The following is a 24,590-nucleotide window of genomic DNA, read 5'->3' as shown; positions in this document are numbered from 1 at the left end:
TGGGGCCTGGGACGGCCTCTTCGCGAGCAAGCCCGCTCCCACATTGGATCTATGTCTCACGCAAATCCCCTGTGGGAGCGGGCTTGCTCGCGAAAGCGGTAGCTCATCCACCGCACCTCTCACCGCTTCTCCTGATTCCTCGGCCAACTCAAACTGAAACACGCCCCGCCCAGGCTTTTGCTCTTGCTGATCAACGCCCGGCCATCATGCCAATGGATGATTCGCCGCACGATGGACAACCCCAACCCATGCCCACCGGAGGCGCGGGTACGGCTGTCGTCGAGGCGCAGGAATGGCGTGAAGATCTTCTCCCAGGCCGTTTCCGGCACGCCCGGTCCGTCATCCTCGACATCCACCCGACAGCGCTGCTGCCCGACCTGATAGCTGACGGTCACCCGTGATTGAGCATGGCGCATGGCGTTGCTCACCAGGTTCTGCAACGCTCGGTGCAGGTAGCGCGGCTCGGCCTCGACCCAAGCGTCGTCATTGTCAGCGGCAGACAAACACAAACCGCGCTGCACCGTGACCTCGGCGCGTAACGGAGCCAATTCTTCGATCACCTGATTGACCAACGCATCCAGATCGATCCGCTGAAAATTCAGCGCCGGTGAACCCTGCTCCAGTCGTGCGTAAGTGAGCATCTCGTCCACCAGGCGATCGAGATCTTCGATGTCGTGGTCCATGCCTTCACAGTACTTTTCCAACGCCTGCGGCGTGGTGGCCGAGCCGATCATTTCCAGACCAAAACGCAATCGCGCCACGGGTGTGCGCAGCTCATGAGACACAGCGCGCACCAGCTCACGCTGAATCGCCAGCAACTGCTGCAAGTGCTCGGCCATACCGTTGAACGCCGAAGCCAGCCGTCCCACCGAGTCCGCGCCGCGTGCCGGCACGCGGGTTTCCAGGCTGCCCTTGGCGATGCGCGTGGCGGCCGCTTCCAGACCACGCAAACGGCGCTCAAGTTGCCGTACCAACAGATAGACGATCAAACCGATCAGGCTCAAACCCAGGGCGGCGATCAGCACCAGCCACTCCGGCGGATAAGGATTCATCTGATACAACGGGCCGATTTCCAGCACCCACGGCGTACCGACCATGCCGGCAAACACCCGGATCGAATCGCCGCCCTTGCCCAGCGCCATCACCGTGTCGCCCTCGGACACCCGGCGACTCTGGTCTTCGTCCATGTCCGCCTGTTCGATCGTCACCAGGCGCAAGTCGAAACCAAACCCTTTATCGCGCTTCAACTGCGCCAGGCGCTCGGGTTGCTCGGCCACCGGGTAGCGCACCAGTTCATCGGCCAGCAGGTAAATAGTCGCCCGGGCCAGTTGTTCGCTGATCTGCTGGACTTCGCCGGTCAGCACCAGCTGTTCCTTGTCGCTGACCAATCGATAGACCTTCGCCGCGTGCGGACCGGTTTGTTCCACCAGCGCCTGACCGTGCAGCACGCGGGTGCGCTGGGTGAGGTCGAGGTCGGTTTGGGCAAAGGTCTTCAGCGCCAGAGGAATTCCCAACAACCGCTCCCACACCAGCAAGGCACGGTGGCGCTCGGTTTCGTTCATCGGGTTCAGATTGTCGGCCATCAGCGAGAACGTGCCGTGGGCCAGGCGTTCGCGGTATTGCTCGCCGCGCACCTGGTTAAGCAGGTGCAAGGCCAGCACGCCGAGTACCGCCACCAGAATCAGCGCCGCGCACATGCCGCCATAGATACGCAGGAAGATCGAGTTCACAGCGTGCAGGCTTCTGGAACGAACAGATAACCTTTGCTGCGGATGGTCTTGATCAGCCGCGGATGCTCCGGGTCATCGCCGATTTTGGGGCGAATGCGCGAGATGCGCACGTCGATGGAACGGTCCTGGCCGTCATAGCCAATGCCGCGCAGCGCGGTGAAAATCTCTTCCCGGGACAGGATGCGCCCGGCGTTGGCCACCAGCAGCCAGAGCAGGTCGAACTCGGCGCTGGTCAGTTCGATGCCGTTGTCGTTCAGCCAGGCTTCGCGCAATGCGTTGTCGACCACCAAGGGACCGAACTGCAGACGCCGTTGTTTTTCCGGCGCCACTTCCGGGGCTTCACTGCGTCGCAACAAGGCCTGGATGCGCGCCAGCAACAGACGGGGGCGAACCGGTTTGCACACGTAGTCGTCGGCACCCAGGTCCAGGCCAAGAATCTGATCGGTGTCGTCGGTGCGGGCGGTGAGCATCAGGATCGGGCCGTCATACTTGTCACGGACCTTGCGGCAAATGCTCAGTCCGTCTTCACCCGGCAACATGAGGTCGAGGATCACCAGGTCCGGTTTCTCCTTGATGATCCGTGCCGCGGCCAAGGCGCCGTTGCCCTCGATCGATACGCGCAGACCATTGGCTTCCAGGTAGTCGCGGGTCAGTTCGGCCAGACGCTGGTCGTCCTCGACAATCAATACCTGCCAGTTGTCTTGCTCCACGGTGACCTCTGCTTGCCAACAACACTTAATAAGGAAGGATCCGCCCGTCTTTTTGTAATGATTGGGGAGGATAAGAATGCATCTGCATGGGCCGATTGTATAAACGCCGCTCACCAAGAACACAAGCCGGTAAATGCGTTCGGACAACGCGGTTTTTTGTGATAGGGTTCGCGCCCTTAAAAAGCCGAGCGACTGTTTTCAATCGGTGAAAATCAGTGAAAAACGGTCCGCTCCAGCTAGGTCGCGGCCTACACGCCCGTTCCACCTTTCACACACAATTTACGCACAGGTTTATCCACAGGTAGTACGTTGCAACACCCCCAAAAACGCATTATCTTGTACCCCGGCGCCAAAAAAACCCTACATGTAGGGTTTTGCGTAAAAAACCAAACACAAATCAGACACCGATTTCAAGCGCTTTTATTGCCTCTGTCCGGTTGAACCAAACGTATTTTCGAAAGACCAAACCGCGCGTGCGGATGGCTACTGTTTTTGCGCCGAAAACGGCGTTTACGGTACGGGTGTTGCAGTCAATTACTGTCACCCAACAGGATCCCGGTTTCAGGTTCAAGGCCTGGGACCAAAGACTTCGGCATGGAAGCGGCGCCCCAATTGCCCCTTCCTGATCTGTCCCGAAGTTGGTATGCCCGGCCCTTCGCCGGTTGTAGTGCTTCAGGACGGAACGGTGGGCACCCAAACGGTGCCCAAACAAACATAGAGAATGTGGAGACAACCCCCCATGCAAACCGACACAACTCGCGAGAACCCGCAGGGCACCTTGCCGCAGGCCGCAGATTCGACTTCGGATCTGTCCGCCACCGCGCCTGGTCAACTGCGCGTGATCAAGCGTAACGGCACTGTCGTTCCTTACACCGATGACAAGATCACCGTCGCCATCACCAAAGCGTTTCTCGCAGTTGAGGGCGGCACCGCTGCCGCTTCGTCGCGAATCCACGACACCGTTGCCCGCCTGACCGAACAAGTCACCGCGACCTTCAAGCGTCGCATGCCCTCGGGCGGCACGATCCACATCGAAGAAATCCAGGACCAGGTCGAACTGGCCCTGATGCGTGCCGGCGAACAGAAAGTAGCCCGCGACTACGTGATCTACCGTGACGGTCGTTCGAAAGAACGCGCCGCCCACGCACCGGCCGAAGAAGCAGTCAACGCTCACCCGTCGATCCGCATCACCCGCGCCGATGGCACCTTTGCTCCTCTGGACATGGGCCGCCTGAACACCATCGTCACCGAAGCGTGCGAAGGCCTGGAAGAAGTCGACGGCGACCTGATCCAGCGCGAAACCCTGAAAAACCTGTACGACGGCGTGGCCCTGACCGACGTCAACACCGCGTTGGTGATGACAGCCCGTACGCTGGTCGAGCGTGAGCCGAACTACTCGTTCGTGACCGCCCGCCTGCTGATGGACACCCTGCGTGCCGAAGGCCTGAGCTTCCTGGAAGTCGCCGAAAGCGCGACCCACCACGAAATGGTCGACCTGTACGCCAAGGCCCTGCCTGCCTACATCGCCAAGGGCATCGAATTCGAATTGCTGAACCCGGTCCTCGCTACCTTCGACCTGGAAAAACTCGGCAAGGCAATCAACCACGAGCGCGATCAGCAGTTCACGTACCTGGGCCTGCAAACCCTGTACGACCGTTACTTCATCCACAAGGACGGTATCCGCTTCGAACTGCCGCAGATCTTCTTCATGCGCGTGGCCATGGGCCTGGCGATCGAAGAGAAGAACAAAGAAGACCGTGCGATCGAGTTCTACAACCTGTTGTCGTCTTTCGACTACATGTCGTCGACTCCGACCCTGTTCAACGCCGGTACTCTGCGTCCACAGTTGTCGAGCTGCTACCTGACCACCGTGCCGGATGACCTGTCGGGCATCTACCACGCGATCCACGACAACGCCATGTTGTCGAAATTTGCGGGCGGCCTGGGCAACGACTGGACCCCGGTTCGTGCACTGGGTTCGTACATCAAGGGCACCAACGGCAAATCCCAGGGCGTTGTTCCGTTCCTGAAAGTAGTGAACGACACCGCCGTTGCCGTTAACCAGGGTGGCAAGCGCAAAGGCGCTGTCTGTGCCTACCTGGAAACCTGGCACATGGACATCGAAGAGTTCATCGAACTGCGTAAGAACACCGGTGATGATCGTCGTCGTACCCACGACATGAACACCGCCAACTGGATCCCTGACCTGTTCATGAAGCGCGTCTTCGATGACGGCAAGTGGACCCTGTTCTCGCCGTCCGAAGTGCCGGACCTGCACGACCTGACCGGCAAGGCCTTCGAAGAGCGTTACGAGTACTACGAAGCCCTGTCCGAGTACCCGGGCAAGATCAAGCTGTTCAAGACCATCCAGGCCAAAGACCTGTGGCGCAAAATGCTGTCCATGCTGTTTGAAACCGGCCACCCATGGCTGACATTCAAAGACCCGTGCAACCTGCGCAGCCCGCAGCAGCACGTCGGCGTGGTTCACAGCTCGAACCTGTGCACCGAGATCACCTTGAACACCAACAAGGACGAGATCGCCGTTTGCAACCTGGGCTCGATCAACCTGCCGAACCACATCACCAACGGCAAGCTGGACACCGCCAAGCTGGAACGCACCGTGAACACCGCCGTTCGCATGCTCGATAACGTTATCGACATCAACTACTACTCGGTGCCACAAGCGAAGAACTCCAACTTCAAGCACCGTCCGGTCGGTCTGGGCATCATGGGCTTCCAGGACGCGCTGTACCTGCAGCACATTCCTTACGGTTCCGACGCTGCCGTCGAGTTCGCCGACAAGTCGATGGAAGCGGTCAGCTACTACGCGATCCAGGCTTCCTGCGACCTGGCCGACGAGCGCGGCGCCTACGAGACGTTCCAGGGTTCGCTGTGGTCCAAAGGCATTCTGCCGCTGGATTCGCAACAGATCCTGATCGAGCAACGTGGCCAGAAGTACATCGACGTTGACCTGAACGAATCCCTGGACTGGGCACCGGTTCGTGCCCGTGTGCAGAAAGGCATTCGTAACTCCAACATCATGGCCATCGCACCGACCGCGACCATCGCCAACATCACTGGCGTATCGCAGTCGATCGAACCGACCTACCAGAACCTCTACGTGAAATCGAACCTGTCGGGCGAATTCACCGTGATCAACCCGTACCTGGTTCGCGACCTGAAAGCTCGCGGTCTGTGGGACTCGGTCATGATCAACGACCTGAAGTACTACGACGGTTCGGTGCAACAGATCGAGCGCATCCCGCAAGAACTCAAAGAGCTCTACGCGACTGCGTTCGAAGTGGACACCAAGTGGATCGTTGACGCGGCAAGCCGTCGTCAGAAGTGGATCGACCAGGCTCAATCGCTGAACCTGTACATCGCTGGCGCATCGGGCAAGAAGCTGGACGTGACCTACCGCATGGCCTGGTACCGTGGTCTGAAAACCACTTACTACCTCCGTGCCCTGGCCGCGACCAGCACCGAGAAGTCGACCATCAACACCGGCAAGCTGAACGCTGTTTCCAGCGGCGGCAACCACGGTGACGATTCGGTCCTGGCAGCCCCTGCCGGCCCTGCTCCAGTGCCGAAGGCTTGCGCCATCGACGAGCCGGATTGCGAAGCTTGCCAATAAGCTGAGCCGGTAGGCGCCGCAAGGCGCTGACCTCGACAACCCCCGATCGGTCCTCTGGATTGTCGGGGGTTTTCTTTTGCCTTGAGGAATGGGGTGACTGTGCTGACGCCATCGCGGGCAAGCCACGCTCCCACCAGGATTTGTATTGTTTACAGCTCCTACGAACGACACAAAACCCTGTGGGAGCGGGCTTGCCCGCGAAGGGGCCGTCACTGACAACGCAAAATCCAGCACCCGAGACAAATCCCAGTCACAAAAAAAGCCCCTCGATCGAGGGGCTTTTGGTGCAGCGCTTTCAGCCAACCCGCATCAGGTCATCTGAATGATGGTCTGCATGATGGTGCTTTGGGTCGAGATGGTCTTGGCGTTCGCCTGGTAGTTGCTCTGCGCCTTGATCAGGTCGACCAGTTCATTGGTCAGGTTGACGTTGGACTCTTCCAGAGAGTTGGAGTGGATCTCGCCCAAGGTACCGGTGTTCGGCGCATCGTAGCCCGGGATTCCCGACGTATAGGTTTCTTTCCAACTGGTGCCGCCTACCGGTTGCAAACCTTGTTCGTTGGTGAAGCTGGCGAGCGAGATCTGGCCGATGGGCTTGGTCTGGCTGTTGCTGAAATTGGCCAGCATGACACCGCTGGCGTCGATGGTCAGGTTGGTGATCTGGCCGGTGGCGTAGCCGTTCTGCGAAGGAATCGAACGCGCGGTGTCAGCGTTGTACTGCGTGGTTTTGTCCATGGAGACCGTGACGACACCAGAGGCCGCGCCGTTGGCTGTCCATACGCCATTGGTCACGTTACCCGGAATCCAGCCAGTGACTTTCAGGTCGGGGCTGGTTGTCACAGATGGCGGAACGGTCGCAGGAACAACCGGTGTGGTGACCGACGTCAGGTTGCCGGAGCTGTCGAAGTTCATGGTCGAAGCGACAGGAGGAGTAAGAGGATTGGTAGGGTCACTGCCATCCGGGTTGCGACCCTCGATCAGGGTGTAAGTCTTCCAGGTGTTGTCAGCAGTCTTCACCATGTATTGATCCATGATGTGCTTGTTACCCTGGGTATCGTAAATCGGGGTACTGAACTGCTTGGTGAAGGACGCTTCCTTGGACGGGTCAAACGGATTGATCGTCTGGTCGATGATGGGAGCTGTGGAGTTCAGGTTGATCGTCGACGAAACCGTGGAGGTGTTTTTTGGCGCCAGGTTCGACGTATCGATGCGCAGATCAGTCAAAACGCCATTGAGGATCTTGCCATTGGCATCCACGCCATAACCCTGCAGACGCGCAGAGCCATCGCTATTGGTGACGTAACCGTCCTTGTCGACCTTGAACGTACCGGCACGGGTGTAGGACATCGAACCGTTCTCGCTCAGCACGAAGAAGCCGGAACCGTTGATGCCCATGTCCAGTACGTTGCCGGTGTTGTTGACGTCACCCTGGGTGAACTGCTGGGAAACGTTGGCCAGGCGCACGCCATTACCGATGGTTTTGCTGCCCGAACCCAGCTTGGTGGCCGAGTAAACGTCTTCGAATTCCGCACGGGACGATTTGAAACCGGTGGTCGCGACGTTGGCGATGTTGTTGCCGGTCACGTCCAGTTGTTTGTTGGCTGCATAGAGACCGCTAAGGCCGATATTGAAAGACATAATCCACTCCTTTGTGCCGTGTTAGTCGGCTCTACATACCAATAGTTTGTACTTTGGACAGGGCGATGCTGCCGAGCCCGGCCAGGTTGAGCATCAACTCACCGCCGGTCTGGCTGATGGTCACGCTGTTGACCGTTGCCGGCAGGTACGTCACCAGCGAGGTCGCCTTGCCGTCGTAGGTCGCCGTAGCGCCGAAGGTATAGGTACCCGCCTTGGCCACTTCGCCTGCATCGTTTTTGCCGTCCCAGATGAAACTGGAAGTACCGGCGTTCTGGCTGCCCAGGCCGATGGTGCGGACAACTTTGCCATCGGCATCGGTGATCTTGACCGTGACCGGATCCACCGACGCCGGTACGGCAATGGTGCCGTTGAAACTCTTGGAGGTATCGACCACCGCCGATCCGCCCGGTGCAATGACCGAACGCCCGACCAGCGACGACGCCTGCAATGCCTGGGACGAGTTGTAATTGCTCGCCAGGCCGCTGACGGTGTCGTTGAGCGTGGTGATGCCTTCCAGGCTGCTGAACTGCGCCAACTGGGCGACGAACGCACCGTTGTCTTGCGGCTCCAGCGGGTTCTGGTTTTTCAGTTGCGTTACCAGCAACTGCAGGAACGCGTCCTTGCCCAGGGCTTTTTTGCCGGTGGCGCTGTTCGTCGCCGACGCCAGGCCGTCGGCACTGGTGCTGGTCTTGATCGAGGAGTTGGCCAGGATGTCCTTGAGGCTCAAACTACTGGTGGTATCAGTAACACTCATCTGAGTCGCCCCTTATCACTGACCGAGGGTCAGGACCTTCTGCATCATGGTTTTGGCGGTATTCATCATTTCGGCGTTGGTCTGGAACGAACGGCTCGCGGAAATCATGTCAGCCATTTCTTCCACCACATTGACGTTCGGGTAGTAGACGTAGCCCTTGGCGTCGGCCGCCGGATGGTTCGGCTCGTAGCGCGCCTCAAGGTTGCTCTGGTCTTCGACCACACCCAGCACTTGCACGCCTTGACCGGCGGCGTCCTGGTTCTGGAACAGCGAATCGCTGCCACCGCTCTGCCCGCCCTGGAACATGGTGGCGAATACCGGGTGCCGTGCACGGTAGGTCTGGTCGATGCTCGACGAGACGGTCTCGGCGTTGGCGATGTTACTGGCGACGGTGTTCAAGCGAGTGGTCTGGGCACTCATGCCGCTACCGGCAATGTTGAAAACACTGGCTAGAGACATGACTTACTCTCCACGAAGGGCTGATACCAGCCCTTTGAATTTGCTGTTGAGCAGGGTGAAGCTGGCCTGGAAGTTGACCGCGTTTTCCGCGTAGTTCGACTGTTCCAGTTGTGCGTCCACGGTGTTCTGGTCGATCGACGGTTGCATCGGCGTGCGATACATCAGCGACTCGTCGCCATTGCCCAGACCTTCGGCTTCGATATGACGGCTGTTGGTCATGTTCAAGGCGAAAGATCCGCTCTTGGTCTTCTCGTTCTGTGCGGCGAGCACTTTGGAAAAGTCCAGATCCCGAGCCTTGTAGTTCGGGGTGTCGGCGTTGGCGATGTTGTTGGCCAGGACTTCGGCACGCTGAGCGCGGAAGCCCAGGGCTTGTTCGTGGATACCGAGCGCTTTATCGAAGCTGATGCTCATGTCGGAAACCTTCGGGTGACCTGATTTTTCGTAACAGGGACAAAGCAAGCGTCGTGCCAATTCAAAAAAGCCCATAAACCGGGGCTTTGCGGGCAGTGGCAATGTGGCAATGCCAGAAAAGCGGCAACCGATTTCCGCCGCCTGCCGCTTTTCTGCCGCTTTCCCATGGGCAACACATTTCCCCTGTGGGAGCGGGCTTGCTCGCGAAGGCGGTGTGTCAGTTAAAGCAAATGTCTACTGACACACCGCCTTCGCGAGCAAGCCCGCTCCCACATTGGATAGATGTGATGCCGGAAATATTGCAGGCAAAAAAAACGGGAGCCCCTGAGGACTCCCGTTTTTTGATGACGCCAACGAATCACTTCGCCTGGTAAATGATCCCCGGGCTGCACTGGACCATCTGGTAATGATCCGGCAAACCGTTCAGCGCCTCGGAAGCACCGAGGAACAGATAACCACCCGGCTTCAACGTGCTGTGAATGCGCAACAGGATGTCCTTCTTCACCTCGGCGGAGAAGTAGATCAGCACGTTGCGGCAGAACACGATGTCAAACTTGCCCAGCGCCGCGTAGCTATCCAGCAGGTTGAACGAGCGAAACTCCACCCGGCTCTTGATCGGTGCCTTGATGGCCCAGCGTCCCGGCCCTTTCGGGTCGAAGTAACGTTGAAGGCGCTCGGGCGACAGGCCACGGCCGATGGCCAGGCTGTCGTATTCGCCGGTCTTGCAGTTGGTCAGCATGGTGCCGGACAGATCGGTGGCAACGATCTGCACGCCCATCTTCAACTGGCCCATGTTCACGCGCTCGAACTCATCGATCGACATCGACAGCGAATACGGTTCCTGACCCGACGAACAGGCCGCCGACCAGATCCGCAGACGCTGGCCAGGGGCGGCCTTGATCGCTGCGGGCAGCACCTTGTTCTTCAAGACTTCAAACGGATAGGTGTCACGAAACCACAGGGTTTCGTTAGTGGTCATGGCATCCACCACCATCTCGCGCAAACCGCTGCGCGGCTGGGTCTGGATGCGCTGGACCAGCTCACCCAGGGACTTGATGCCTTGCTGTTCCATCAGTTTGTTGAGACGGCTCGAGACCAGGTATTGCTTGTTTTCACCGAGCAAAATGCCACAGGCTTTTTCCAGGAAGACCCGGAACTGTTCGAAATCCAAATTACCCGTAGACAAAGATACCGCCTCTTAAATCGTATTAACCGTTAGGGGCAGAAGGCCCCTAGCTGATGTCTGCTGCTTTGATCCGGTTGACTACCCGGGATGCCAGGTCATCAGGACGGAATTTGGCAAGGAAGTCATCGGCACCGACCTTCTTGACCATCGCCTGATTGAATACACCCGACAACGAAGTATGCAGGATGATGTGAAGCTTTTGCATGCGCGGGTCGTTGCGGATCTCGGCCGTGAGGGTGTACCCGTCCATCTCCGGCATCTCGATGTCGGAAATCATCATCAGGAACTCTTCTTCCGGCTTCTTGCCCTCGTCGACCAGCTTGCGCAGGTAATCCAGCGCTTGTCGACCGTCGTTCAACGCCACCACTTCGACACCGACCGTCTGCAGGCAACGAGTCACCTGCTTGCGCGCCACCGACGAGTCATCGACCGTCAGTACTCGCAAAGAGAGCGCCTTGTGCTGGGTTTCGACATCCACCACGCCGACGGAAATCGCTTCCGGTGTCGGCGCCACTTCTGCCAGCACTTTCTCGACGTCGATGATTTCGACTAACTGATTGTCGACCCGAGTCACAGCCGTCAGGTAATGATCGCGTCCCGTGCCCTTGGGTGGCGGATGAATCTCCTCCCAGTTCATGTTGACGATGCGTTCCACCGACCGCACCAGGAAACCCTGGGTCTTGGTGTTGTACTCCGTGATGATCACGAAGGGATTGCTTTGATCTTTCAGCGCACCGGAGCCGGTCGCCATCGCCAGATCAAGAATCGGAATGGTCGCCCCCCGAATATTTGCCACACCGCACACGACAGGACTGGATTTTGGCATCAGCGTCAGTTTGGGGCATTGCAGCACCTCCCGAACCTTGAACACGTTGATCCCATACAGCTGCTGGCCGTCGAGACGGAACAACAACAGCTCAAGGCGATTCTGCCCTACCAGTTGCGTGCGCTGGTTTACCGCATCCATTACACCAGCCATGCACAGACTCCTACACCAACGCTTAAGTGTGTTGCGACGTGCATTCATCACTAAACGGCACGGCGCTTGCTTTTTAACTCTTATGAACACAGAACCGACATTTTTCCGACGCCTGACATCAAACGCCCGCAAATTGCTTTGCGCGGTGTCGGCCGTCTGCCTGTTCAACGCTGGCTGCCCTGCCCTTGCTGACGCGGTTACCTTGCCTGACATGCTTATCGGCGTCACCCAGGGCTTTCTTGAATTCACCGTAGAAGACTATCTGGCCACCAGTCAAACGGAAGGCCGCTACGAAATCGAGGTCAAGCAGCTCGATCCGCGGCTGCGCATGCCCATGTGCGACAAGGAATTGACAGCGTCCCTGGAGAGCCCCGCCACGCCCCTGGGCCGGGTTACGGTCAAGGTTCGCTGCGAGGGGGCTTCGCCCTGGACGGTCTTCGTACCCGCTCAAGTGCGCCTGTTTCGCGACATTGTCACCACCACCCGCCCGCTGCGACGCGCCGGTATCGTCGAGCCCCAGGATGTGACCCTGCGCGAGCGTGACATCAGCCTGATCAGCCAGGGTTACCTGACTTCCGTCGACCAGGCGATCGGGCAGAAACTTACCCGACCAATGGTCGCCGATCAGGTCATGACCCAGGTGCACATGGAACAGGCAGAAGTCATCAGCAAGGGCGACCAGGTGGTGATTACCGCCCGCAGTGGAACGCTGAGCGTACGCATGCCGGGTGAAGCGCTGTCCAACGGCGGCTTGCGCGAACAGATCCGGGTGAAAAACCTCAACTCCCAGCGGGTCATCAAGGCGCAAGTCATCGCGCCCGGCCAAGTGGAAGTAGCGATGTAGAGAACTCTCTGTTTGTGAAGATGTGGCGCGCCACTCGACTGTTCCCTAGACTGTGCCCTATGCAGGGCAAGCGTTGACGCGCGCAAGCTCATTGATAATTGGGCCTAAAGTTTTTCCGGGTATGGCCGAAAACATGGCAAGCGTCCAAATACCCAGAGGTTTTTTGTCATGGTCATCGATTTCAGCCGTTTAAACAGTTCCTCGTCACTTACCGGCAGTACACGTACCAGCACCGCGAAGGAAACCGCCGAAGCCGGCAAGCCCGCACCGCTGAATACCCCGGCCGAACAGGCCAGTACCGTCAAAAGCGGGGAATCGGTACATCTCAGCGATGAGGCTCAACAGTTGCAGAAGGTCACTGACAAGCTGCGCGATCAGCCTGCCGTCGACAACGCCCGCGTGGCCGAGTTGAAAGCAGCGATTGCCGATGGCAGCTACAAAGTCGACAGCAACCGTGTAGCCAGCAAACTGCTCAACTTCGAAGCCCAGCGCTAGGCCAAGGCCTGCGCCAGGCTTTTGGACGCTTAAAACCCAAGGCCAGCCATGCACGACACTAATTTACTGCAACTGATCACCGACGATTTTGCTCCGGCACAGCACTTGCTGGAGTTACTGCAAACCGAGTCCCTCGCCTTGCACGGTCGCGACATGCCACTGCTCGAAGAGATTCTGGCGCAGAAACAGGCATTGATCATTTTGCTCGATCAGCATGGCCGCAAGCGCAGTGAAATCCTCGCCAGCCTCAACCTGCCGACCAATCGCAATGGCCTGGAGCAACTTGCCAGCCATTCGAGCATTGGTGATCAGCTATTGGAGCAGAGCGACGTATTGACCGATCTTCTGGCTCAGTGCCAGGCGACCAACGTCAAGAATGGCCAGTCGATTCTGGTGCAACAGGCCGCGACGGCCAATCAGCTGAAAATCCTCAACGGCGGCGAGCCGCCAGCGCTCTACGATGCGCGCGGATCAACCTCCATGCTTGCGAAGCCACGCCCGCTCAGTCAGGCTTGAGCCTGCTGAAAAGCGCGCACTATCAAGACGCGTAACATGCTGGCAATATGCTGGCTAGCCGTAGTCATATTTTGCCTGGAGATTGATGAACCGTGTTCAATGCCTTAAGCGCGGAAGATGCTCCGCAGCCACCCAAGGTGCTCACCACGCCGTTGGAGATCTCCGGCACCCTGCGCCAGCTGCAAGACAGCCATGATCCGCTGATCATCACGTTCCATGAGCGCAGCCAGCGCTTCCAGAGTTATCTGGTGGACATTGACCGTGACAGCAACATGATGGCCCTGGACGAAATGATTCCCCGCGATGGTGAACGCTTCCTGCTCGCCGGCGAACCGTTCAAGGTCGAAGGCTTTCACGACGGCGTGCGTATTGCCTGGGAAAGCAACGGCCTGTTGACCATCGACGAATCCGCTGGCGGTCGCTGCTACCGTGGCGCCCTGCCGGCCCAGGTGGTTTACCACCAGCGTCGCAATGCATTCCGCGCAGCATTGAAGCTGGCACAACTGGTCAACGTCGATCTGGGCGGCGAAAAGCTCAAGTCGCCGATCAGCGGCAAGCTCTTGGACATCTCCGCCACCGGCTGCAAGTTGCGCTTCGAAGGCGACATCACCGCCAGCCTGCAACTGGGCCAGGTGTATGACCGCTTCATCGCCGCCCTGCCCTTTGGCAACATGACGGCACCGGTCGAGCTGCGTTACCTGCACTTCGAAGAAAGGATCTCCACCACCTTCGCCGGCGTACGCTTTCACAACATGAGCGGGCTGGTGCAGCGGCAGGTCGAGCGGTTCGTCTATCAGCTTCAACGCGAAGCGCGGCGCTTCGACAAAGACGACATGTAATAAGACGCTTCAATAGAAAACGGGCAGTCCCTTGCGGTGACTGCCCGTTTTTTTTATGCGTTGTTTTTATGCGTTATGGCCTGGCCTCGGTAAAACTTTGCTCGCGAGGTGCATCAGGGTCTTCGGGTGTCGGATCGGTTTCGGGCCCTGATTCAGGTTCAGGTTCAGGTTCAGGTTCAGGTTCAGGTTCAGGTTCCGGGTCCGGCTCAGGGTTGATCGGGTTCTGCATCTGCTCCTGGACAACTTGCTCATCGACCCGCGGGTCAAGGCAAGCCACCAGTGGCGAACTCGACATACTGTCCGGCATGGCGACGTGATGCAGCGGTGCATCGTCCACCACATGCAGGTTGGTCACCGCTTTCGGGCGAATCCGCCACACCAGTACCAACGCGAAGAAACTGAAGAAGGCATAGAGCATGTGGCTGCCGAACAGCTTCATCAGCACCCCGGCCACCAGCGGCCCGATACTGGCGCCGACACCGTAGGTCACCAACAGCATCGCCGTCAGGGACACCCGGCGATCGCCCTCGACGTGGTCGTTGGAGAATGCCACCGCCAGCGGATACAGGCAGAACATCACCAGCGAACAGCAGAACCCGGTGATAAACAAAATCTCCAGCGGTACCTGTTGCATGATTGCCAGCGGCAACGCGGTAAGCGCCAGGACCAGCGCAAAACAGCGGATCAACAACGCCCGGTCATAACGGTCGGACAGCCAGCCCAACGGCCATTGCACCAGCAACCCGGCAAAAATGCAGCTACCCATGAACAGACCGACCTGCTCCGTGGACAATCCCTGCTGTGAGGCATACAGCGGAGCCAGACCGTAGAACGAACCGATGATCAGCCCTGCCCCCAGCACCGTGCTCAACGACTGCGGCACGCGCTTGATGAAGAACCGCGGCTCCATCGGTGCCGGGTGCAACGGCGCCGGGTGAATCCGCCGGGTCAGGGCCACCGGCACCAGGCACAGCGCGAAGCACAAGGCGACCAGCATCAGCAGCTCAAGACCCAGGCCCGGGTGCATGACCAGAATCAACTGACCCAGCACCAGCCCCAGATACGAGGCGATCATGTAGCCGCTGAAGACCGTCCCGCGCTGCGTGGCTTCAGCCTGCTCATTGAGCCAGCTTTCGATGACCATGTATTGGCACATCATGCCGAGGCCGACGATGACCCGCAGGAAGATCCAGGCCGGCAACCAGTCCACCAGGCCATGGCCCAGCACCGCCGCACCGACAATCCCGGCGCAGGCCGAATAGGCGCGAATATGCCCGACCCGGGCGATCAACCGGTGACCGATCTTGCCACCCAGCACCAGGCCGCAATAGTTGGCTGCCATCAACGCACCGACCCACAGGCTGTCGACGTGGTCGGCCGCCAGGCGCAAGGCCAGGTAAGTACTCAACAGGCCAGAGCCGATCAACATCATCAGCGAGGCAAAATAAAGCGCTCGAAAGGGTTTCCAGATTTGGCGCATCGGCGTTCCGAGCGGCTCCTTGCAGTGAGTTTCAGGCTACCGACAAACGATAGCCTGATGTCGACGGATCGTCAGGCCTGGGCCGCTAAAACACGCCGTTCCCAGGGAGTAATTTCATCAAAGAAGCTGGTCAACTCCATGGTCTTCGAGGCGATGTAGCCTTCGATGAACTCCTTGCCAAACAGTTCCTTCGCCAATTGACTACGTTTCAGACGCTCAAGAGCCGCATGCAAGGTACACGGCAACGAAAGATTGTCCGGTACTTCAAATTCGCCCTGGATCGGCTCGCTCGGCTCCAGTTTGTGCTCAATGCCATACAACCCTGCGGCAAGGCTGGCGGCGATCGCCAGGTAAGGATTTGCATCAGCCCCCGGCAAGCGGTTCTCGACCCGACGAGCGGCGGGAGAACTGGCCGGAATACGCAATCCGGCCGCACGGTTGTCGTGGGACCAGCAGGCATTATTCGGCGACGCATATGGATGGCACAAGCGCTGATACGAGTTCACGTTCGGTGCGAACAACGCGGTGAAATCCGCCATGCCAGCCTGCTGACCCGCGATGAAATGACGGAAGGTCGCCGTCGGCTCTCCAGCCTTGTCGCTGAACACGTTACGCCCGCTGCCGATCTCGATGATGCTCTGGTGAATATGCATCGAGCTGCCGGGCGTGTGCGCCAGCGGCTTGGCCATGCAAACCACGGTCAGGCCATGCTTGAGCGCGACTTCTTTAAGCAGATGTTTGAACAGGAGTGTCTGGTCGGCCAGCAGCAGCGGGTCGCCGTGCAGCAGGTTGATTTCGAACTGGCTGATGCCCATCTCGTGCATGAAGGTATCGCGCGGCAGGCCCAGGGCCGCCATGCAGGCGTAGACTTCACTAAAGAACGGCCGCAAACCATTATTGGAACTGATACTGAACGCCGAATGACCGTCCTCGCGACGACCGTCCAGGCCCAGCGGCGGCTGGAACGGTTGAGTCGGGTCGGTATTGGGCGCGAAGACAAAAAATTCCAGCTCGGTCGCCACCACCGGTGCCAGACCGAGGGCCGCGTAACGTGCGATCACGGCTTTGAGTTGGCCGCGGGTCGACAGAGACGAGCTTTCGCCGGTCAGCTCATCCGCATCGCAAATGGCCAAGGCTCGCGGTTGCTGGCTCCACGGCAAGCGATGGATCTGTGCAGGGTCGGGCACCAGCGCCAGATCGCCATCATCGCTGCCGTAAAAACGCGCTGGCGGGTATCCGCCCATGATGCATTGCAGCAGCACACCCCGCGCCATCTGCAAACGCCGCCCCTCGAGAAAGCCTTCGGCGGTCATGACCTTGCCACGGGGTACGCCATTCAAATCCGGGGTGACACATTCAATCTCATCAATGCCCGTCAATCGCTGTGCGAGTGAGCGATGGCCATCGGTTGTCATGACGCAATCCTTTGTTGTTGTGCGAGCCGCGAACGGCGACCCGTACAAAATAGGCTCCGCCTGTTCGGAATATCAAGCAGCGGCCAACAAAAAGACCCGTCAGGGGAGGTAAAGGCTGAACACGCCGCCGCCCAGCGGGCCGCCATTGCTGATTTCGGTGCGTCCGCACACGCCGTTGCGTTGATGGAGTGAGGCAATCCGCCCGGCAAAGTACAGGCCCAGGCCAGTGCTTCCGCTGCTGTGGTTGATGCCCTGCACGTAATCGGCCTGACGCTCGATCATCTCGGGTGGATAACCCTCGCCATCGTCATTGACGGTCAGTACCAATTGCCCGGCTTCATCGCTGACGCTGATCAACACCGCGTGGCGGGCGTAACGAATCGCGTTGTTGATGCTGTTGCTCAGCACCGAAGCAATCAGCTCCCGGTCGAAGAAACCCAGAGGGCTCAGCGGGTCCACTTCATAGGTCGCGATGATGCCGCGACTGGCGAACACGTCCTGGTGGCAGGCCAATTGCGCTTCGATGAAGTCATCCAGTTCATGGTAGGCCGGTTGCAACGGCATCTGGTTGACGCCGAGCTTGTACAGCCCCAGCAACTGCACGAGCATGCCATTGAGGTGTGCAAACTCGAATTCGATCACGCCCTGCTCCGGGGTGTGGTGTTGCGGATCCGGCAAGCGCGCCAACCATTGGCTGTGGGCCTGCATCACCATCGCCAGGGAGTTCTTCATGTCGTGCACGGTGGAGGCAATCACCGTGGAAAAATCGAGTGCCTGTTCGCTGTTGTTCATTCGCCAAACGCCTTGCTTCGCAACTTCTGATAACGGGGAAAACGCGCATCGGTGTCGGGCATCAGGCCGACCATTTTCAGGCACGTCCGACATTCCTCCAGCTCCGCCGAAGGGACACTGGTGTCGGTGCCGTGCAGCAGCGACTGCGCCATGTTCAGCGCGATACTGATGTTCTTCGGTTGCAGCGCCAGGGCTTTGCGGAACACCTGCCGCGCCTCCACCAGGTTGCCGGTCTTGTACACCCGCACACCCTGACGGTTGAGGTCGGCTGCGGCGTTGCCGGAGTTGAGGATGGTCGGATCGTCCGTCAACTTGGCGATGCCCTTCATCACCGTCGGGTCGTCGCCGTAGATTTCCGCGCAGTTTTTCAGCATCGAGGCACCGGCGCTGGCCTGCCCGAGCATCTGCAGTTGCTTGGCCACCAGCAGCGCGGCTTCGGCGCTCATGAACTGTTCCATGCCATCGAGGCGCATCATTGCCTGCTCGGTGAGCTTTTCGGCGGTTTCGGCATCGTTGAGCAGCAGACTGGTGGCTTTCATCAATCGCGCACGAATCTGCAGACCCGGGTCGGAGGGGTTTTCCTTGGCCACCGCACTCAGCGTCGTGTTGATTTCCAGTCGAGTCCGGGTATCCAGACCTTTTTCGCTGCCTTTACTGATCAAGGCATGGGCCAGGCCGAGGTTGCTCTCCGCATCCTTGAAACGTGACTGCGCGCCCTGCGCCACGGCCTGACGATAGGCTTTGGAGGCGGTGTCGAAATCTTCGTTGGTCATCGCCAACTTACCCAGCAGCGCTTGCCGGCGCACCGCCAGCGGCGACAAGCGGATCGCCTCTTCCAGCACACGCTGGGCCGCCTTGGTGTCGCCTTCGGCGACCAACACATCGGCCATGCCGTCGTAGAGCGCCGGCATCATCGGGAACACTTTCAGGGCTTTTTCGTAGACGCCTTTGGCCTGAGCGACCTGGCCACGCTTGAACAGCAGCTTACCCAACCCGGCAAACGCCCACGGCAACGGTCGATCGGCAATGATGCTGTCGTAGAGACGTTCTAGCGCCTCGTTCTGATTAAGGTCGCGCAACGCATCGGCGCGGTAGCGCAGGCACAACGGCGAGTAGCGGATGTCTTGCTTGCACAGGGCGATGCAGGCATTGAGCACTTCAACCGGTTTGCCCCGGTCAAGGGCCTGCAGAATCGGCTTGAGCAAGGTCTTGCGTTGCTCCAGCCGCTCCAGGCGTTGAGCCAGGCCGGAGCGGTTGAACGGTTTGGTCAGGTACGCATCGGGTTCGTGTTCCAACGCACTGAGCACCATCGCTTGACTGGTCTCGGCGGTGACCATGACGAACACGGCCTCATGGCTGATCAGCTTCTCGATCATCAGGTCCTCAAGCACCTGCTGGCCGTTCTTCTTGCCATCGCCCAGGTGAAAGTCCTGCAGGATGAAATCGTAGGCCTTCTGCGAACACATACGCAGCGCCTGTTCACCGGTGTCGGCGGTGTCGACATCCTTGACGCCCAGTTCGCGCAGCATGGACCTGACGGAACTGCGAAAATCCGAGAAATCATCGACGATCAAAAAGCGCTTTTGGTGATACGACAGCATCGAAGATTTCCAGGCAATTTAAGAAGAAGACCATGACTGTTCGGGTTATCGGCCAGAACAGGCATTCACTTGAAGCAACGGGAGTGCAATCGCTCATTTGGTGGTCAAAGAGTCTATGGAGGCGCCCATGGCGAGCTAAATATTTGAAGGCGTTATTGAAAAACGGGATTATCCTGACCTATTGAATTGCGCTTCCTGTCGCTTGAAATCAACACGCTTTACGTCGCAGCTAAAGGCCAAAGTCATGACCACCAAACCCAAGCGCTCGGATACCCCTACCGAGCGAAAGGCCCTGATCCCCAGCACCCTGGACTTTCCGGTGGTGGGCATCGGTGCGTCAGCGGGCGGGCTGCAAGCGATCAAATTGTTCTTTGAAAACATGCCTCAAGACAATGGCATGGCGTTCGTGATCATTCTCCATCTGTCGCCCGATCACCAGAGCATCGCTGACAAGATCATCCAGGAATCGACCAAGATGCCGGTTCTGCAGGTGACCGAAACGGTGGCCATCGAGAAAAACCGGGTGTACGTCATTTCACCGGCGCAACGGCTGGCAATGAACGATGGCTTTCTGGAAGTCAGCGCCACAGATCCGCGCGAAGGTCGCCACGCATCCATTGATCTGTTTTTCCGCGACCTGGCCGATGTACACCGCGAGCGCGCCTTCTGTCTGGTGTTGTCGGGCACCGGCTCCGACGGCGCGGTAGGTTTGTCACGGATCAAGGAACAAGGTGGCATCACACTGGTCCAGGCACCGGAAGACGCCGAATTCGATGGCATGCCTTGCGCCGCCATCGAAACCCGCATGGTTGACCTGGTGCTACCCGTGGTGGAAATGCCGCAAAAACTGCTGGAACTATGGCGCAACTCCAGGGAAATCACTTTACCCATCGCTAATGATCCAGAACTGCAAAACGTTGCTACGGTGTCCGAGCGTGACGCGGCTCTTGCCGAACAGGTGCTGCGCGACATCCTGATTCAGTTGCGCACTGGAACCGGCCATGACTTCAAACACTACAAGCGCGCCACCGTGTTGCGCCGGATCGAACGCCGCATGCAGGTCACCGGCCAGTCGGACCTGAGTGCCTATTACCAGTATCTGCAGAACAATCCCGAAGAAACCAAGGCACTCCTGGGCGACATGCTGATCGGGGTGACCAACTTCTTCCGTGACAGAGAGGCTTTCGAAGCCCTGGAGCGGGATGTCGTGCCGCAACTGGTCAGCGCCGCCGTGTCCGCACACCCCGAGAAAGAAGAAATCCGGGTCTGGTCCGCGGGCTGCTCTACGGGCGAAGAAGCCTACAGCCTGGCCATGCTGCTCAACGATCAATTGCAACTGGATGCCAGCGCGGCGTCGATGCAGCTGTTCGCCACCGACATCGACGAACGCGCCATCAGCATCGGTCGGGCCGGCCTGTATCCACAGGCGATCGTCACCGATGTGCCACCCTCGCGGCTGCGTCACTACTTCATCAAGGAAGACGATCATTATCGGATCCGCAAGGAAATCCGCGAAAAGGTCTTGTTCGCCAAGCACAGCCTGTTGTCCGACCCGCCCTTCTCGCAGATCGACCTGATCGTTTGCCGCAACCTGCTGATCTATCTGGATCGCGAAGTGCAACGCGAAATCCTCCAGATGTTCCACTTTGCCCTGCGTCCCGGCGGCTTCCTGTTCCTCGGTTCTTCCGAGAGCGCAGACGCGTGCCACGAATTGTTCGCGCCGGTGGATAAACGCAACCGGATTTTCCGCGCCAAGACCGGCACGGCCAACAGTCGGCGCACACCGACCATGCCGCGTGGAGGCTATGTGCGGACCAACACTTCCCAACAGGTCCCGCAAAGCAGCGCGCCGCGTAAATTGTCATTTGCCGATATCCATCAACGCGCCCTCGAACAGTCCGCACCACCGAGCGTGATCGTCGATGCCAACGCCGACATCCTGCACATGAGCGAGAGTGCCGGGCGTTTCCTGCGTCATGTTGGCGGCGAATTGTCGCGGAACTTGCTGACACTGATTCTTCCGGAACTGCGCCTGGAAATCCGCACCACGCTGTTCCAGGTCCAGCAAAGTGGCCTGCCGGTCAAGTCCCGCGAAGTGCCGATCAAGCGTGACAAGCGCAGTTACCTGATTGATCTGGTCGCACATCCCTACAAGGATGAAGATTCGGACGGCGAATACGTCCTGGTGATTTTCGAGGAAGTCGAGGTCGACCCTGCCGAACGGGCGGCCACCACCGTGCTACAGACCGAAAGCCAGGTGCTGTCCAACCTTGAGCGCGAACTGCAACGCACCAAATTGCACCTGCAGGACACCATCGAACAATCGGAAGTCTCCAGCGAAGAGCTCAAGGCGTCCAACGAAGAAATGCAAGCCATCAACGAAGAACTGCGTTCGGCCACAGAAGAACTGGAAACCAGCAAGGAAGAGCTGCAGTCGATCAACGAAGAGCTGTTGACGGTCAACTACGAGCTGAAAACCAAAGTCGAAGAAACCGACAAGATCAACGACTACCTGACCAACCTGATTGCCTCCACCGACATCGCCACGGTGTTTGTCGATCGCAGCATGCGCATCAAGTGGTTCACTCCGCGTGCCACTGACATCTTCAGCATGTTACCGGTGGATACCGGGCGCTCCTTGCTCGACATTACCCATCGCCTGTATTACGAGGACATCGTCGCAGACGCGGCCCAGGTGTTCGAATCGCTGAACATGATCGAACGCGAAGTCAGGAGCACCGACAACCGCTGGTACATTGCCCGCCTGCTGCCCTATCGCTCCAGTGAAGACCATATCGACGGCACCGTGCTGACGTTCATCGACATCACCAAACGTCGTGCGGCTGAAGAAGAGCTGCGACTGGGCGAAGAACGCATGCGCCTGGTCGCCGAAAGCACGCGCGACTACGCCATCATCACCCTTGATGAGCAGGGCGTGATCACCACCTGGAACAAAGGCGCCGAGTTGATCTTCGGCTATAGCAAGGCCGAGGCCGAGGGCGCCTATTACGACTTCATTTTCTCGCCTGAAGATCGCGCGTCCGGCGTGCCTGAAAACGAACTGCTGGCGGTGCGCACCCATGGCCGCAGCGAAGATGAGCGCTGGCACGTGCGCAAGGACGGCAACCGCTTCTTTTGCAGCGGCGAAGTGACCTTGCTCAGCGGCGACAATCTCAAAGGCTACGTCAAAATCGCCCGCGACCTGACCGGCCATAAACGCCAGCATGAAGAACAGAGCCAACAACTGGCCGAAACGCGCAACACCAATTACCTCAAGGATGAATTCTTCGCGGTCATGTCCCACGAACTCAAGCATCCGTTGAACCTGATTCAGCTCAATGCAGAACTGCTGCGTCGCTTGCCGGTGACCAAGTCGGTGGAGCCGGCCGCCAAGGCCGTCAATACCATCTGCGACGCCGTTAACAGCCAGGCAAGGATCATCGATGATCTGCTGGATGTCGCCCGGGTCCGTACCGGCAAACTGAAACTGAAACCCATCGCCGTGGATCTGGCCAGTGTGTTGCGCGATATTCACGCCGTCGTGCTCAGCGACCGACACGACGCCACCGTCGAGTTGCACGTGCCTTCAGACCCATTGATGGTCCATGCCGACCCGACGCGCCTGGAGCAAATTATCTGGAACCTGGTGAATAACGCGCTGAAATTCACGCCCTCCAACGGCCACGTGCAATTGATCGCCAGCCAGGTTGGAAACATGGCGCGGCTGGACGTCAAAGATAACGGTGCGGGTATCGCACCCGAGAACCTCGATCACGTGTTCGACCTGTTCGGCCAGGCTGAAAAGCAGCATGTCAGCCACAACCGTGAAGGACTGGGAATCGGCTTGTCACTGGTCCGCCAGTTGACCGAGGCCCAACGGGGAACGGTTGAGGTGACCTCTGCCGGGGTGGGAACAGGTTGTACCTTCACGGTTTACCTGCCCTTGGCCCACACCCTAGATGAGCCGCAAACCCCGACTCAGGTTGAAGAATCCTCTGGCAGGCTGAGCGGTTTGACGATCCTGCTGGTCGATGACTCCGCCGATGTACTGGAAACCTTGAAAATGCTGCTGGAAATGGAAGACGCGCAAGTGATTGCGTTCGACCGTCCGGTGGCGGCTTTGGATGCCGCAAAAAGCACGCGCTTCGACTTGATCATTTCTGACTTGGGCATGCCGGTCATGAATGGCCACGAGCTGATGAGCGCATTGCGTCAGTTGCCGCTGGTCAAGGATGTGCCGGCCATTGCACTGACGGGCTACGGCGCCCACAGCGACATTCAAAAATCACGGCAATCGGGCTTTGACCAGCACATTGGAAAGCCGGTGTCCTACGATGATCTGATCGAAACCATTGAGAATCTGCGACGCTCCCAGACCTGAGGCAGGTCAGCGCAGATAGGCCCGTTGTACGCAGGCTCGTCGATCGATGGCCTGCCTGAGCCGCTCCTTGTGATCAGCCCAGACCCTGGGATCGACTCTGGTTGAGCGCATCAGCTCCAGCATGGCTGCCTTGGCAGCCAGGTACTCCAACCAGGCATCTTCGGACCTGAGTTTCAAAGACTGGCGCTCGGTCATTTCCATCCGCCGCAGGGCCAGTTCCGGTTCATCGGTAATCACTGGACTCAAGGTCACCTGCACCCGATGCGGCGCGACGAACTCCTGGGTATCCGCAACAATCTCCCTCGCCCGCTGAGCGCCCCACTTCAACGCCGCGCAGTAATGCTCACCGGCGTGCCGGTCATGAGACTCCTCGCAAACCGCCCAGCCATCGGTGCCGTAGACACCTATAAATACCTGGGTAACCCCCTCATGACTGGCCCGTGCCTGCACCTCAATGTGCAGCCCATTGCTGAGTACCTCCTCATGCGTATGAAGGGGTAACTGCGTGTTGGTCCATAACCAGAATTTTGCGCCTCTTCGCCGCATCGACGTTGCCCCATGAGTTATGTCTGGAGTAAGGCACAGCAATGCCAGACTTTCCATGTAGATCGTCGGGTGATATGTCCGCTCGCACTTTCCTGCGGGCAAAACAAAACCCCTACCTGCATACGCAGATAGGGGTTTCGGAATTTAATCTTGACGATGACCTACTCTCACATGGGGAAACCC

The 24,590-nt window shown here is 58.7% G+C and carries 19 protein-coding genes; 6 read left to right on the top strand and 13 right to left on the bottom strand.

Translation table 11 applies throughout. The features are described from left to right. Positions 1 to 119 precede the first annotated feature (119 nt). A complete protein-coding gene (locus DFS28_RS23720) occupies positions 120 to 1,730 on the bottom strand; it encodes an ATP-binding protein (RefSeq protein ID WP_033055243.1) in 1,611 nt (536 codons plus the stop codon). Then, on the bottom strand, positions 1,727 to 2,440 hold the full coding sequence (locus DFS28_RS23715; RefSeq protein WP_111451690.1) for a response regulator: 714 nt from the start codon (positions 2,438 to 2,440) through the stop codon (positions 1,727 to 1,729). The genes DFS28_RS23720 and DFS28_RS23715 overlap by 4 nt, the downstream gene beginning before the upstream one ends. 739 nt (positions 2,441 to 3,179) lie before the next feature. Between DFS28_RS23715 and DFS28_RS23710 the strand changes: the two genes are divergently transcribed. Then, positions 3,180 to 6,074: a ribonucleoside-diphosphate reductase subunit alpha gene (locus tag DFS28_RS23710; protein WP_111451689.1), complete on the top strand. Its 2,895-nt coding sequence runs from the start codon at positions 3,180 to 3,182 to the stop codon at positions 6,072 to 6,074. Positions 6,075 to 6,383: 309 nt separating this feature from the next. Here DFS28_RS23710 and flgE read toward each other — a convergent pair whose 3' ends face one another. The 6 genes from flgE to DFS28_RS23675 form a co-directional block, all read right to left on the bottom strand. Continuing rightward, positions 6,384 to 7,709: a flagellar hook protein FlgE gene (gene flgE, locus DFS28_RS23705; protein WP_111451688.1), complete on the bottom strand. Its 1,326-nt coding sequence runs from the start codon at positions 7,707 to 7,709 to the stop codon at positions 6,384 to 6,386. 31 nt (positions 7,710 to 7,740) lie between these two features. Beyond that, a complete protein-coding gene (flgD, locus tag DFS28_RS23700) occupies positions 7,741 to 8,463 on the bottom strand; it encodes a flagellar hook assembly protein FlgD (protein WP_111451687.1) in 723 nt (240 codons plus the stop codon). Between the two features lie 15 nt (positions 8,464 to 8,478). Then, a complete protein-coding gene (gene flgC / locus DFS28_RS23695) occupies positions 8,479 to 8,922 on the bottom strand; it encodes a flagellar basal body rod protein FlgC (RefSeq protein WP_046046514.1) in 444 nt (147 codons plus the stop codon). Positions 8,923 to 8,925: 3 nt separating this feature from the next. Next, the gene (gene flgB / locus DFS28_RS23690; RefSeq protein WP_008147960.1) at positions 8,926 to 9,333 is read right to left on the bottom strand and encodes a flagellar basal body rod protein FlgB; all 408 of its coding nucleotides are present in this window, start codon (positions 9,331 to 9,333) and stop codon (positions 8,926 to 8,928) included. A gap of 358 nt (positions 9,334 to 9,691) precedes the next feature. Continuing rightward, positions 9,692 to 10,519 (bottom strand): protein-glutamate O-methyltransferase CheR, encoded by an 828-nt coding sequence (gene cheR / locus DFS28_RS23680; protein ID WP_074879171.1) that lies wholly within the window; start codon positions 10,517 to 10,519, stop codon positions 9,692 to 9,694. Positions 10,520 to 10,565: 46 nt separating this feature from the next. Next, entirely contained in the window at positions 10,566 to 11,498 is a 933-nt protein-coding gene (locus tag DFS28_RS23675) for a chemotaxis protein CheV (protein WP_008147956.1), read from the bottom strand. Between the two features lie 82 nt (positions 11,499 to 11,580). Here DFS28_RS23675 and flgA point away from each other — a divergent pair, with 82 nt between their 5' ends. The 4 genes from flgA to DFS28_RS23655 all read left to right on the top strand — a co-directional run bounded on the left by flgA (position 11,581) and on the right by DFS28_RS23655 (position 14,192). After that, positions 11,581 to 12,342 (top strand): flagellar basal body P-ring formation chaperone FlgA, encoded by a 762-nt coding sequence (gene flgA, locus DFS28_RS23670; RefSeq protein ID WP_111451685.1) that lies wholly within the window; start codon positions 11,581 to 11,583, stop codon positions 12,340 to 12,342. Between the two features lie 168 nt (positions 12,343 to 12,510). Beyond that, complete coding sequence (gene flgM, locus DFS28_RS23665; protein WP_111451684.1) at positions 12,511 to 12,837, top strand: flagellar biosynthesis anti-sigma factor FlgM; 327 nt, start codon at positions 12,511 to 12,513, stop codon at positions 12,835 to 12,837. Between the two features lie 48 nt (positions 12,838 to 12,885). Continuing rightward, entirely contained in the window at positions 12,886 to 13,353 is a 468-nt protein-coding gene (locus DFS28_RS23660; protein ID WP_111451683.1) for a flagella synthesis protein FlgN, read from the top strand. A gap of 92 nt (positions 13,354 to 13,445) precedes the next feature. Then, positions 13,446 to 14,192, top strand: a complete 747-nt coding sequence (locus DFS28_RS23655; protein WP_111451682.1) for a flagellar brake protein — start codon at positions 13,446 to 13,448, stop codon at positions 14,190 to 14,192. Between the two features lie 73 nt (positions 14,193 to 14,265). Here DFS28_RS23655 and DFS28_RS23650 read toward each other — a convergent pair whose 3' ends face one another. From DFS28_RS23650 to DFS28_RS23635, 4 genes are all read right to left on the bottom strand, one after another. Beyond that, the gene (locus DFS28_RS23650) at positions 14,266 to 15,672 is read right to left on the bottom strand and encodes an MFS transporter (RefSeq protein WP_111451681.1); all 1,407 of its coding nucleotides are present in this window, start codon (positions 15,670 to 15,672) and stop codon (positions 14,266 to 14,268) included. Positions 15,673 to 15,743: 71 nt separating this feature from the next. Beyond that, positions 15,744 to 16,985 (bottom strand): glutamine synthetase family protein, encoded by a 1,242-nt coding sequence (locus DFS28_RS23645; protein ID WP_178082230.1) that lies wholly within the window; start codon positions 16,983 to 16,985, stop codon positions 15,744 to 15,746. 201 nt (positions 16,986 to 17,186) lie between these two features. Further along, positions 17,187 to 17,879, bottom strand: coding sequence for a sensor histidine kinase KdpD (locus tag DFS28_RS23640; protein ID WP_111451679.1), 693 nt, complete (start codon positions 17,877 to 17,879; stop codon positions 17,187 to 17,189). Further along, positions 17,876 to 19,480: a tetratricopeptide repeat-containing response regulator gene (locus tag DFS28_RS23635; RefSeq protein WP_111451678.1), complete on the bottom strand. Its 1,605-nt coding sequence runs from the start codon at positions 19,478 to 19,480 to the stop codon at positions 17,876 to 17,878. Before DFS28_RS23635 ends, DFS28_RS23640 begins: the two co-directional genes overlap by 4 nt. Before the next feature lie 244 nt (positions 19,481 to 19,724). On the opposite strand from DFS28_RS23635, the gene DFS28_RS23630 reads away from it, so the two are divergent. Next, positions 19,725 to 23,861, top strand: a complete 4,137-nt coding sequence (locus DFS28_RS23630) for a CheR family methyltransferase (RefSeq protein WP_111451677.1) — start codon at positions 19,725 to 19,727, stop codon at positions 23,859 to 23,861. A gap of 6 nt (positions 23,862 to 23,867) precedes the next feature. On the opposite strand, the gene DFS28_RS23625 is transcribed toward DFS28_RS23630, so the two are convergent. Next, positions 23,868 to 24,407 (bottom strand): hypothetical protein, encoded by a 540-nt coding sequence (locus DFS28_RS23625; RefSeq protein WP_111451812.1) that lies wholly within the window; start codon positions 24,405 to 24,407, stop codon positions 23,868 to 23,870. Positions 24,408 to 24,590 lie beyond the last annotated feature (183 nt).

Source organism: Pseudomonas sp. 478 (assembly GCF_003254125.1).
Classification (GTDB): Bacteria; Pseudomonadota; Gammaproteobacteria; order Pseudomonadales; family Pseudomonadaceae; genus Aquipseudomonas.
This window is presented reverse-complemented; position numbering and strand designations above follow the sequence as displayed.